10 protein-coding genes are annotated in these 12,305 nt (G+C 54.1%); 2 read left to right on the plus strand and 8 right to left on the minus strand.

Annotated features, from left to right (window positions below):
* Window positions 1-166: 166 nt before the first annotated feature.
* On the minus strand, window positions 167-829 hold the full coding sequence (gene rpiA, locus ACJY2G_RS06190) for a ribose-5-phosphate isomerase RpiA (RefSeq protein WP_112288974.1): 663 nt from the start codon (window positions 827-829) through the stop codon (window positions 167-169).
* A 227-nt stretch (window positions 830-1,056) separates the two neighbouring features.
* Here rpiA and ACJY2G_RS06195 point away from each other — a divergent pair, with 227 nt between their 5' ends.
* Window positions 1,057-1,959, plus strand: a complete 903-nt coding sequence (locus ACJY2G_RS06195) for a LysR family transcriptional regulator ArgP (protein ID WP_112288975.1) — start codon at window positions 1,057-1,059, stop codon at window positions 1,957-1,959.
* Window positions 1,960-1,987: 28 nt separating this feature from the next.
* Here ACJY2G_RS06195 and ACJY2G_RS06200 read toward each other — a convergent pair whose 3' ends face one another.
* Window positions 1,988-2,881, minus strand: a complete 894-nt coding sequence (locus ACJY2G_RS06200) for a LysR family transcriptional regulator (RefSeq protein WP_430318850.1) — start codon at window positions 2,879-2,881, stop codon at window positions 1,988-1,990.
* Between the two features lie 121 nt (window positions 2,882-3,002).
* Between ACJY2G_RS06200 and ACJY2G_RS06205 the strand changes: the two genes are divergently transcribed.
* A complete protein-coding gene (locus ACJY2G_RS06205) occupies window positions 3,003-3,827 on the plus strand; it encodes an SDR family oxidoreductase (protein WP_430318849.1) in 825 nt (274 codons plus the stop codon).
* Window positions 3,828-3,901: 74 nt separating this feature from the next.
* Here ACJY2G_RS06205 and ACJY2G_RS06210 read toward each other — a convergent pair whose 3' ends face one another.
* The 6 genes from ACJY2G_RS06210 to ACJY2G_RS06235 form a co-directional block, all read right to left on the minus strand.
* A complete protein-coding gene (locus ACJY2G_RS06210) occupies window positions 3,902-4,666 on the minus strand; it encodes an oxidative stress defense protein (RefSeq protein ID WP_132964972.1) in 765 nt (254 codons plus the stop codon).
* 123 nt (window positions 4,667-4,789) lie between these two features.
* On the minus strand, window positions 4,790-5,407 hold the full coding sequence (gene argO, locus ACJY2G_RS06215) for an arginine exporter ArgO (RefSeq protein ID WP_113878242.1): 618 nt from the start codon (window positions 5,405-5,407) through the stop codon (window positions 4,790-4,792).
* Window positions 5,408-5,616: 209 nt separating this feature from the next.
* Window positions 5,617-6,504, minus strand: a complete 888-nt coding sequence (gene mscS / locus ACJY2G_RS06220; protein ID WP_120160969.1) for a small-conductance mechanosensitive channel MscS — start codon at window positions 6,502-6,504, stop codon at window positions 5,617-5,619.
* 135 nt (window positions 6,505-6,639) lie between these two features.
* Window positions 6,640-7,908, minus strand: coding sequence for an MFS transporter (locus tag ACJY2G_RS06225; RefSeq protein ID WP_112288980.1), 1,269 nt, complete (start codon window positions 7,906-7,908; stop codon window positions 6,640-6,642).
* Between the two features lie 60 nt (window positions 7,909-7,968).
* On the minus strand, window positions 7,969-11,067 hold the full coding sequence (locus ACJY2G_RS06230; RefSeq protein ID WP_430318847.1) for a beta-galactosidase: 3,099 nt from the start codon (window positions 11,065-11,067) through the stop codon (window positions 7,969-7,971).
* Between the two features lie 149 nt (window positions 11,068-11,216).
* Window positions 11,217-12,299 (minus strand): LacI family DNA-binding transcriptional regulator, encoded by a 1,083-nt coding sequence (locus ACJY2G_RS06235; protein WP_112288982.1) that lies wholly within the window; start codon window positions 12,297-12,299, stop codon window positions 11,217-11,219.
* Window positions 12,300-12,305: the final 6 nt, after the last annotated feature.

The following is a 12,305-nucleotide window of genomic DNA, read 5'->3' on the forward strand; positions in this document are numbered from 1 at the left end:
ACGTTCAGGAGGAGAATTTCAGGAATGTGACATAAGTCACCAAATTAAGGCTTTTGAAGAAAAGATGATTCAGCCAGAAAATTATCATCTTCATAACATTGTGTTATGACAGGAGTGTGTCTGGCTGCTTTTATCTGAGCAGCCAGATCTTCTGCTTATCGCTGGATTATTTCAGCTTAACAGTTTTAACGCCTTCAGAAGTCCCGACCAGCGCCACGTCAGCACCACGGTTAGCAAACAGGCCGACGGTCACGACACCGGCGATCCCGTTGATCTTATTTTCCAGCGCGATGGCATCCATAATGCTCAGATTATGCACGTCGAGGATCACGTTGCCGTTGTCGGTCAGGACATTCTGACGGTACTCCGGCAGACCGCCGAGTTTCACCAGTTCACGCGCAACATAAGAGCGCGCCATCGGGATCACTTCTACCGGCAGCGGGAATTTACCCAGCACATCAACCTGCTTGGAAGCATCCACGATACAGATGAATTTTTTGGCAATCGCCGCAATGATTTTTTCGCGGGTCAGCGCTGCACCGCCGCCTTTGATCATCTGCATTGCGCCGTTGATTTCATCCGCGCCATCAACATACACATCCAGGGAGTCCACTTCGTTGCTGTCGAAAACGTGGATGCCTAAGCTTTTCAGTTTTGCGGTAGAGGCGTCTGAGCTGGAAACCGCGCCTTCAATCTGGCCTTTGATGGAACCCAGTGCGTCAATGAAATGTGCGGCGGTGGATCCGGTACCGACACCGACAATGGTGCCCGGCGTGACGTAATCCAGTGCGGCCCAGCCGACTGCTTTTTTCAATTCTTCCTGCGTCATAATGGCTTCTCTGTCTGATAACACGAAAGTGGCGTGAATGCTTCGATGTAACGAATAGTGCCGGTGATTATAAAGCATGTCCCGCCAATATGGATAAACATCACCGCAGCCAGATCACACTTATTAAGTGCAATTGTGCAGCAAACACAAAGATTTTCCTCACCACAAATCCTGACAATCTGTGGCATAGTGTTCGGATAAAATTAAATCTAAGGGACAGAACTCCGATGAAACGCCCGGACTATAGAACGCTGCAGGCACTGGACGCGGTGATCCGCGAGCGCGGTTTTGAGCGCGCCGCACAGAAGCTTTGCATCACTCAATCGGCGGTCTCTCAGCGCATTAAACAACTGGAAAATTTGTTCGGCCAGCCTTTGCTGGTGCGTACCGTGCCGCCTCGTCCGACCGAGCAGGGTCAGAAATTACTGGCATTACTGCATCAGGTGGAATTGCTGGAAGAAGAGTGGCTGGGCAGTGACAGCAATAATGAAAGCAACGATACGCCGCTGCTGCTTTCACTGGCGGTGAACGCCGACAGTCTGGCGACCTGGCTGTTACCGGCGCTGAAATCGGTACTTGTCGATTCGCCTATCCGTCTGAATTTGCAGGTGGAAGATGAAACGCGCACGCAGGAACGTCTGCGTCGCGGTGAAGTGGTCGGTGCGGTGAGTATTCAGCCACAGCCGCTGCCGAGTTGTCTGGTGGATCAGCTGGGTGCGCTCGACTATCTGTTTGTCGGTTCCAGGCCCTTTGCGGATCGCTATTTCCCGAACGGCGTCACCCGCTCCGCTTTGCTGAAAGCGCCTGCAGTGGCGTTTGACCATCTGGACGATATGCATCAGGCTTTCCTGCAACAGAACTTCGATTTGTCGCCGGGCAGCGTGCCGTGCCACATCGTTAACTCCTCGGAAGCCTTTGTGCAGCTGGCCCGTCAGGGCACCACCTGCTGTATGATCCCGCATCTGCAAATCGAGAAAGAACTGGAAAGCGGCGAACTGATCGACCTGACACCCGGCCTGTTCCAGCGCCGTATGCTTTACTGGCACCGTTTTGCGCCGGAAAGCCGCATGATGCGTAAAGTCACTGACGCGCTGATCGCCCACGGTCATCAGGTGTTGCGTCAGGACTGATGAAAATATCCGGTATGGAAAGCGGTGCTTAACCGCTTTTCTCCCGGACCATTTCGATCAATGCCCGCAAAGCCGCAGGGACATGACGGTTTCCCGAGAAATAGAGAAACAAACCAGAGACAGACGGACACCAGTCTTCCAGCACCGCGATTAAGCGCCCCTCTTTCAGCGCTATCCGCGCGTAATCTTCCGGAACATACGCAATCCCCAGGCCGTCCTCTGCGGCCTCAACCATCAGTTGTGTATTGTCCAGCGTCAGATTTCCGGGCACATCAATTGCCACTTCCTCTGCGCGTTTTTGAAATTCCCAACGATAACGTTTGCCGCTGGGCAGACGCTGCCGCAAACACTGATGACGAGCAAGGTCATCCGGCGTTTCAGGGGCCGGATACATAGCAAGATAATCCGGTGATGCTACGGCCAGAAATCGTAAATCGGGGCTGAGCCGCACAGCGATCATGTCCCGTGGAACCGCTTCTCCCAGCCGGATCCCCGCATCAAAACCCTGCCCGACAATATCCACCAGCTTTCCTTCCGCCACCAGATCCAGCGTCACACCGGGATAACGCGTCATGAACTCCGGCACAATATTCCGCAACAACAGGCGGATAGCGCCTTCGCTGCCGTTAATGCGCAGTCCACCGGTCAGTCGCCCCTGCTCACCCGCGACATCCTCCAGCGCGGCATCCAGCCCGCTCATCAGCGGATCGATGCGTTTCAGCAAGCGTTCGCCCGTTTCAGTCAGCGACACACTGCGCGTAGTGCGGTGCAAAAGGCGTGCGCCAAGGCGATCTTCCAGCCCGCGCATAACGTGGCTGAGCGACGATCGCGTGATGCCCAGAAGATCGGCAGCGCGGCGGAAACTACCGTGTTCGGCGATAGCCATAAAGGCCCGGAGTTCTGCCAGGGTCGGTTTGTTCATGGATGGCGTGTTCATTGGTGGTTAATGTTCACCTGTTCATGCAGTTTATTGGGTATTAACGCACCAATAGTATTGCCCTACCCTGAATGTCTGGCAACGTCTGTAATTGAGGAATTTGAGAATGACAAAGACATGGTTTATTACCGGAACATCCACCGGCCTCGGACGCCTGCTCACCGGGCAGCTGCTTCTGCGCGGCGACAGGGTGATCGCCACATTACGCAAACCGGGCGCGCTTGACGACTTGCTGGCAAGTTATGGAGATCGGCTGCAAATTCTCATGCTCGATATCACCGATACATCGGCTATCCGAACCGCCGTCGGCGCTGCATTTGCCAAAGCCGGACGTATAGATGTGGTGGTCAGTAATGCAGGTTACGGCCTGTTTGGCGCAGGTGAAGAAGTCAGTGACGGGCAAATCGAAAGACAGATCGCCACCAATCTGGTGGGTTCTATCCAGCTTATCCGCGCCGTTTTGCCACACCTGCGCACACAAGGAGGCGGCCGGATTGTGCAGGTTTCATCAGAAGGCGGGCAGATCGCTTATCCGAATTTCAGCCTATATCATGCAACAAAATGGGGAATTGAAGGATTTGTCGAATCGGTGGCGCAGGAGGTGAAACCGTTTGGTATCGACTTCCTGATTATTGAACCGGGCCCGACCAGTACGGAATTTGGCGCAGGTCTGGATCACGCCGAACCGATGGACTGCTATGAAACCACGCCTGCCGGTGAAGTACGCCGTGCGATTGCATCCGGTGATTTCGCCATTAAAGGCGACGCGCTGAACACCGTCAGGGCGATGATCGTCGCTGCCGATGAAGTGAATCCGCCGCTGCGTCTCGCGCTCGGCAGCACGGCTTACGCGTCGGTCAGTCAGGCACTGACAGAAAGATTACGGGTACTGGAGGCACAAAAAGACGTAACGTTTTCAGCAGATAAATAGCCGTAACCAGTGGCATTAAATTCAGAAAACAAAAAACCCGCCGGAGCGGGTTTTTCATTTTCACGGCGTCAGGTTTACTGAGCCGGTGCTGGTGCTGGTGCTGGTGCTGGTGCTGGTGCCTGCGGCTGCAATTCGAACACCACATCGACCTGATCGTCGAAGTGAATACTCTGCTGCTCATAGGTCTGCGCGACATCGCTCTGCCCTGCGGCTTCGGCGGTTTTATACATACGCGCCACCGGCATTGGCTGGTAGTTAGCCACGTGATAACGAATGCTGTAAACCGGCCCCAGTTTGGTATTGAAGCCTTCAGCCAGTGATTTCGCCTGCTGAGTAGCGTTTTCGATGGCTTTCTGACGCGCTTCATCACGGAATTTATCCGGATTAGCCACGCCCAGTTCAACCGCACGCACTTCATTCAGACCTGATTTCAGTGCGCCATCCAGCAATTCGTTCAGTTTATCCAGCTGACGCAAAGTCACCTGCACCTGACGCACAGCACGGTAGCCTTTCAGCTGTGAAGTACCATCTTTCAGGTAATTGTATTCCGGCTGAGTACGCAGGTTGGCCGCATTGATATCTTTTTTCTCAATGCCGTTTTTTTGCAGGAACGCATAATATGCCGCTACGCGTTCATCAGCCTGTTTCTTGGCGCTGGCTGAATCATTCGCCGACACGCTGACTTCAATCGCCAGCGTCGCGATATCCGGCGTCGCATCAACACTCGCCGTGCCTGACGTCACCACGTGCGGTCCGGCAGGTAATTCCGCCGCCTGCAACGCCAAAGGTAATGTCCCTAATCCCAACATCGCTGCTACAGCTAATGCTTTCAGTTTCACAGTGCCTCCATTAATCATCAAAGATCTGGCAATAGATAGGTCAAAACAATCTGCGAAACCGTAGCATAATCCGTTACAACTGAAACTAAGATTAGTGACAAAAGCTGATTTAAGGCTAAAAACTTAAAGCACACCGGTCTGGCGAGCCAGTTGTACGGCAATCCCCCACATGATCACGCCAACGATAAAATTGATGACCCGCTGCACTTTGCCGGTATTCAGCCACGGCGCCAGCATCGCGGCGAGGATGGCCAGCCCGAAGAACCATATTACCGATGCACTGACCGCACCGAGCGCAAACCACGAACGCTCATCAGGGCTCAGACTGCCACCCAGACTGCCGAGTACCACGAAAGTATCGAGATATACGTGCGGATTCAGCCAGGTGACCGCCAGCATGCTGACGACAATTTTCCAGCGGCTTTGCTTCGCCACTTCGGCCTGCGCCAGTTCAGGATTTTTGCTGAATGCCGTGCGAAATGCGCCCCAGCCATACCACAGTAAAAACGCCACTCCACCCCAGCTCACCAGTAACAGTAATGTCGGAGATTGACTCAGCAGTGCACTGCCGCCAAAGATGCCGCCGCAGATCAGCGCGATATCGCTCAGCGCGCATAATCCGGCAATCATCAGGTGATACTGTCGGCGAATGCCCTGATTCATTACAAACGCATTCTGCGGGCCAATCGGTAAAATCATTGCGGCGCTCATCGCCAGTCCTTGCAGGAAAATAGCCAGCACGGAGAACTCCTTCGAGAGTTGATAACAGAGGGTTGATGACAAAGGGTTAATAACAAAGATTGCGCGCAGTGTAAGGGCTTTGCTGGCATAAGAGGAAATGGATATTTCTAATCGCTCATTAGGCTGGCTTATCAGCGACGGGCTGAAACGTCAGGCATGAAAAAGGCGCCCGCAGGCGCCTGAGAAAATCGGAATCTGGCAGGAATGTGTTATTCGAACGAGCGACGTTCTTCCTGCTGGTTGCCTGCCGCATTCGCGACCTGATAAAGGTGAACATCCATCTGCGGATAAGCAATGTTGATGTTGTTTTTATCCAGTGCGCGTTTGAACGACTCAAGCAGATCCCACTTCACGTTCTGCGCATCACCGTTGCTGGTCCATGCGTACACGATGAAATTCAGGGTTGAGGCTGCCATTTCGTTCAGACGAACCACAACGTCTTTATCTTTCAACACACGCGGATCGGCAGTAACGATCTCGGTCAGGAGTTGCTTAACCAGATCGATGTCAGAGTCATAACCCACGCCAATGGTCAGGTCGATACGGCTGGTCGGTTCGCGGGAGTTGTTGATGATGTTACCAGCGATGATTTTACCGTTTGGCACCACAATGATTTTGTTGTCCGGCGTACGCAGTGTGGTGGAGAAAATTTGTACCTGAGTGACAGTACCCGCCACACCACCAAGGTCAACATATTCACCGGCGCGGAACGGACGGAAGATCACCAGCAAAACGCCGGCTGCAAAGTTAGACAGTGAACCCTGCAATGCCAGACCGACGGCCAGACCGGCAGCACCGATAACCGCAATCACGGACGTGGTTTGCACGCCGATCCGTCCCAGAACCGCAATCAGCGTGAACGCAATAATCGCGTAACGCACCATGGCGGAAAGGAAGTCGGAAACCGTAATATCAATGCCACGAACCTTTAAAACCCGGCTGACGGCACCGGAAACGATGCGGGCGATAATCATACCGACAATCAGAATGAAAATAGCGGCCACAATATTCACAGCGTAATGAAGCAGTAAGGCCTGGTTTCTTACCAACCAGTTGCCAGCATTATTAATGCTGCCTACAACGTTCAAATCATCCATTTAAAGTACCCCAAAATTACACCCTGACGGGCTGCAAGAAATCAAAGCTGCCCGACGATGCGGGCAGCAAGTGTGCTTTAAGGTTAACTAACAATGCGATGAAGTGCCAATCCTGTGGGAAAGACTTCAGATAAATTAAGAATTTGCGTGACTGTTTTTCAGCGACTCGGGCGTTTTGAAGGCCTGCAATGGCCCGCGACCACTCAGCGTAAAGGCTGAGATTATCGTGAAGGTCAGTGCGACCAAGCCCAGGATCAGATACGTTCCGTGGAAACCGATACGGTCATACATATTGCCCGCGAACACCGACATAAAGATGATTGCCACCTGTTTGAAGAAGCAGAACGTCACCAGATAAATCGTCGCGGAGAAGCGCACCTCAAACACTGAGGTAATGTATTTAAAACAACCGACAATCAGGAACGGCACCTCGAACATATGCAGGGTTTTTAGCACCACCACTTCCAGCGGCGATGACGCGAAAGACGAGCCGATGATGCGTACAGACATAATTGTCCCGGCCAGCAGCAGCGCATTCTTACCGCCAATACGGTTCACAATCAGCGGCGCGAAGAACATGATGCAGGCGTTAAGCAACTCGCCCATGGTGGTCACATAGCCAAAGACGCGCGTCCCTTCAGAAGATGACGTGAAGAACGAGGTAAAGAAGTTGGCAAACTGCTGGTCAAACACGTCGTATGTGCAGGAAACGCCGATGACGTACAACGCCAGGAACCACAGTTTTTTATCTTTCAGCAGTTCCACCGCCAGTTTGAGATTGAACGGTTTGCTATTCGCTCCCAGTTCGTTGGCCACGCGGGCGCTGGAGGTGACTTCTGGTTTGGCAATAAGCAACAGAATCGCGAGGATCACCGCACAGCCGGAACCAAGCCAGAACACGAACTCATTGTTGATGGTAAACATGATACCGACTACCGATGCACACAGCGCCCAGCCGACACAGCCAAACATGCGGGCACGACCAAATTCAAAGCTGCTGCGGCGGCTGACTTTCTCAATATAGGCTTCAATGGCAGGGGCACCGGCGTTATAAATCAGACCAAGGTAAATCCCGCCAACGACCGAACCGAGATAAATATTAATTTTCAGTAACGGTCCAAACACGTAGATAAAGAATGGCGCGAACAGGATCAGCATACCGGTGATGATCCACAGCAGATGCTTTTTCAGCCCCAGTTTATCCGCCAGTAAACCGAACACCGGCTGGAATAACAGCGAGAACAGCGAAATGCTGGCAAAGATAATGCCGGTGTCGCTTTTGCTGATCTGATTGATGTCATGCAGCCAGATCGGGAAAAACGGGAAGTAGGCGCCCATGATGAAAAAGTAAAAGAAGAAGAACAGCCCGAACATCCAAAAGTTAGTATTTTTCAGGTAATACATAAGCAATTTCCTTACGTCTGAATATCGCGCCGCCGGGGATTAACACGGCGGCGCAGGCTGTCAGGCACGTTTCATGGTGAACGAATAATGGTACTGACCGGCTGTCAGCAGGAAATCGGGGCTGACGCTCGGGCTCCACGAATCATCGCCGCCGACGCCCATATGGAAGCCGTCGATGTTCAGCCAGGTGCCCTCTTCTTCACGCAGTAAATGACGATGACTGGTCTCCATCAGCTGTTGCAGGCTGTAGCGGCTAAGACCAAAGTGGAAATTACCGCGCAGTTTCCATCCGGCATAATCCAGCTCACGGGTATCCCCGCGCAGGCCGTTTTCGGTCGGGAATACGTAAGGCGTATAGAGCTCACCAACTGGCAAAGTCCATCGCCCATGTTGTGCGGCCAGACGGCGATCCGGATAGTTTTCGTGTGGCCCCAGCCCCAGCCAGCTGACGTTTTCTGCTGTTTCTGCCAGCTGACAGGTCAGGCCAATGCGCCCCGGCGACGGTACGTTTGCTGCCACGCGAACATCGGCACTGATATGTAGCTCGCCCTGATTATCGATGCGGAAAATTTTGCGGCTCAGCAGGCGCATTTCCTCGCCCGCCATAAACGCGTGCGTGGTAATAATCACCACGCCGTCCTGCAACTGATCGGCGGAGATATTCAGCAGGCGGGATTCCAGCTGATACATGCCGGCGGCTTTCCAGCGCTCCACCCAGGCATTCGGGTCGATACGCGTGACTTCGCTGACGCCGATATCGTTATCCACCGGCGCACGGACAAACTGGTCGCGCAGTGCGCTAAGCAGGCGCGGCGTTTTGCCATCAAACCACTGTTCGAGCTGGCCGGTTTGCTGACTGAACTGCCAGCGTTGCGCGCCGTGTACTACAGAAATCAGGTCGCCCTGCTGATCCAGAACCGGCGCAGCGGCGGAGATTTTCTCCGGCACCGGCAAGGTCAGCGGCTGCGGCAGTTGCCATTGATCCCATGCGCTGCGATGCCCCGCTTCTGACCACGCAGTTGCCTGCGGCTGGTGTACTGCGACGTTCAGCCACAAATCGCCTTCTGCCTGCGGGATATCGCCCAGCTCTAACGTTTGTTTACCGCATGGCGCGATATTCAGTACCGTTTCGCCCTGCGAGATGACTTCGCCGTCACGTTCAATGCGCCAGACTAACTGTTCGTTATCGCTGTGACGGAACAGGTATTCACTGTGAATTTCCAGCGTCAGCGGCGAGGTACCGGTCAGGGAGAACTGGAAGAATTGCTGGGCGCGCTGCGCTTCGAACAAGGACGGATGCGGCGTGCGGTCGGCAAATACCAGACCATTCATGCAGAACTGACGATCGTTTGGCGTATCGCCAAAATCACCGCCGTAAGCCATATAGCGTTCGCCGTTTTCGCCGGTACGCAACAGACTCTGATCGACCCAGTCCCAGACGAAACCACCCTGCAAGCGCGGGAACTGACGGAAGGCTTTCCAGTATTTGTCGAAACCGCCGAAGCTGTTACCCATCGCGTGAGCGTATTCGCAGAGGATCAGCGGACGTGTTTCATCCGGCATGCTGATCCACTTTTTAATCGACCATTTTGGTACCGCCGGGAACGGCTGATCTTGCTCAACGCGGGAATACATCGGGCAGATAATGTCGGTTGCTGCGCTGTTAGCGCCGCCGCCTTCGTACTGCACAGGACGGGTCGGATCGACAGATTTTATCCAGCGGTATAGCGCGTCGTGGTTTGCGCCATGCCCGGATTCGTTGCCCAGTGACCAGATGATAATGCACGGATGATTGCGGTCGCGCTGAACCATACGTGTAACGCGTTCGCTGAAAGCGTTGAACCATACCGGATCGTCCGACAAACGGTTCATCGGCTGCATGCCGTGGGTTTCGATATTGGCTTCATCGACCACATACAGACCGTATTCGTCACACAGCTTGTACCACAGCGGATGGTTCGGATAATGCGAGCAGCGCACGGCGTTAAAGTTGTGCTGTTTCATCAGCACAATGTCACGGCGCATGGTGGCTTCATCCATCACCTGACCGTTTTCAGGATGATGTTCGTGGCGGTTGGTGCCGCGGATCAATACCGGCTGACCGTTCACTTTCAGCAGCCCGTTGCTGATTTCCACCTGACGGAAACCGACGTCACAGGCTTCGGCTTCTATAAGCTGGCCTTGCGGAGAAATCAGGGAAATCACGGCACGATACAGCGCCGGTTGTTCTGCGCTCCATAAAGCCGGCTGGCTGACCGGCAGGCGCAGCGTAGTGCGGTCATATGCCGCCCCGCGTTCATCGATAATTTCGCTGCCCAGCGGTTGCTGATGTTCTGCGACCGGTTTATCGCCCTGCCATAACTGGACACGCACCTGATAATCAGCCGAGTTTTCCTGCGGCACGGCGGCACTGACCTGCACTTCCAGCTCGGCCTGCGTGAAGCCATGGAACAGATGCGTGCGCACCTGGTAATCCGTAATTTGCTCCACCGGTTTATGCAGCAACGTAACATCGCGGAAAATACCGCTCATGCGCCACATATCCTGATCTTCCAGATAGCTGCCATCACTCCAGCGCAGCACCATCACCGCCAGACGGTTTTCACCCGAGTGCAGCACATGACTGAGATCGAATTCCGCCGGTAAACGGCTGTCCTGCGAATAGCCGATCCAATGGCCGTTGCACCACAAATAGAACGCGGAATTGACGCCATTAAACACGATGCGCGTCTGTCCGCTGTTCAGCCAGTCTTTATCCACAGAAACTGTGAGCGAGTAACAACCCGCAGGGTTTTCTTCAGGCACAAACGGCGGATTGACCGGGATCGGATACTGTACGTTGGTATAAATCGGTGCGTCATAACCTGCCAGTTGCCAGTTGGAAGGCACCTGTACGGGATCCGCATCCGCCAGATCCTGCTGTAACCATTGCTCCGGCACCGCTTCAGGACGGGTGAAATAGCTGAATGCCCATTCGCCGTTCAGGCTGCGGATCCTTTCTGAAGGCTGATTCTCTCTGGCTTCTTGTGCATCACGCCAGCTGTTGAAAGGCGGGTGCGCGGGTAATCTGTTGCACTGCGTCGAGGCAGGTTTTTCCCAGTCACGGCGGGCCAGAACGGTGGCCAGCGATGATAATTTATCTTCCGCTGATGAAGTCATAATTTCTCCCCGGTAAATTGTTATGCGCTCACAATAATATAAACATGCGTAACCGGAGAGAGTAAGTAAAGCGCAGGGATACGGGAAAGGGACGCGGATCACAAAATCCGCGACATGGACAATTAAATGAGGAACGGACTAAGAGAAGATCAGAGCGCGCTGAGCTGACGGGCGATGCGGATCAGTTCCTGCGACAACGCTTCCTGTGACACATTTTCTGCACCAGGTCGGGCGGTCGTATGGCGCTCAACCAGGGACGTGGGCAGCAACAGTGAGTCGCTGTGGTGATCGCTGTGATTATGCAGATGATCCACCAGCCGGTTGACGCTCTCGTGGCCGAGCAGACGGAAATCCTGTTTGATGGTGGTCAGCGGCGGGAAGAAAAAGGCGCTGTCTTCGGTATCGTCATAGCCAATTACCGAGATTTGTTCCGGCACCCGCAGGCCAAACTCGTGCACTGCGCGCAAGACGCCGAGCGCCATCTGGTCATTGGCGACCAGAATCGCCGTCGGGCGCACCGGCTGATTGAGCAGTAATAACGCCTGCTGATAACCCGACGCTGCGCTCCAGTCGCCGTGCTGAACCACACAGGGCCTAATATCGTGCGTCGCCAGCGTATTCAGCCAGCCTTCATAACGCAGGCGCGCTGAGATGGATTCAAGCGGGCCGGTCAGCACCGCGATCTGCTGATGACCTAGCGCCAGCAAATGCTCTACGCCCTGCTTCGCCCCGCAGTGCGGATCGAACAGAATTTTGAAGACGTCAGCTTCTGGATCCACATCCAGAAACAGCGCCGGTAAATTGCCACAAAGCTGTGCGATTGCAGCCGCATCGTCATTCGACAGCGGCACGTTAATCAGCACGCCGTCCACCCGCTGCGACATCAGTTCGTTCACCGCCGTGCGACAGGCGGCCAGACTCAGGTTATCAATCATCGAAATCACGACGTTGAAACCTAACTGGTTTGCGCGGGTTTTCATCGCCGACGCGATTTGTGATGGGGCATGCAGCGCCAGTTCGGTGGTCGCCAGTCCGAGGGTGAAGCTTTGTTTACCCGCCAGTTGCTGGGCAACGCGGTTCGGAACGTAATTGAGCGCTGCCATCGCCTGTTCGACTTTGTTGCGCGTTCTTACCGACACGTGCGCTGCCTGATTCAGTACACGCGAAACGGTCTGATAAGACACACCCGCATGGCGCGCGACATCATCAAGGGTGACAGATTTTGGCTTCATGGCTTT

Origin of the sequence: Rahnella sp. ATs2, from assembly GCF_051851855.1 — a bacterium.
In the GTDB taxonomy this organism is placed as follows: domain Bacteria; phylum Pseudomonadota; class Gammaproteobacteria; order Enterobacterales; family Enterobacteriaceae; genus Rahnella; species Rahnella variigena.

Bases quoted from the DNA above. Each gene is read 5' to 3' on its own strand.
- rpiA (WP_112288974.1), bottom strand. From the start codon at position 829: ATGACGCAGGAAGAATTGAAAAAAGCAGTCGGCTGGGCCGCACTGGAT.
- ACJY2G_RS06195 (WP_112288975.1), top strand. From the start codon at position 1,057: ATGAAACGCCCGGACTATAGAACGCTGCAGGCACTGGACGCGGTGATC.
- ACJY2G_RS06200 (WP_430318850.1), bottom strand. From the start codon at position 2,881: ATGAACAAACCGACCCTGGCAGAACTCCGGGCCTTTATGGCTATCGCC.
- ACJY2G_RS06205 (WP_430318849.1), top strand. From the start codon at position 3,003: ATGACAAAGACATGGTTTATTACCGGAACATCCACCGGCCTCGGACGC.
- mscS (WP_120160969.1), bottom strand. From the start codon at position 6,504: ATGGATGATTTGAACGTTGTAGGCAGCATTAATAATGCTGGCAACTGG.
- ACJY2G_RS06225 (WP_112288980.1), bottom strand. From the start codon at position 7,908: ATGTATTACCTGAAAAATACTAACTTTTGGATGTTCGGGCTGTTCTTC.
- ACJY2G_RS06230 (WP_430318847.1), bottom strand. From the start codon at position 11,067: ATGACTTCATCAGCGGAAGATAAATTATCATCGCTGGCCACCGTTCTG.
- ACJY2G_RS06235 (WP_112288982.1), bottom strand. From the start codon at position 12,299: ATGAAGCCAAAATCTGTCACCCTTGATGATGTCGCGCGCCATGCGGGT.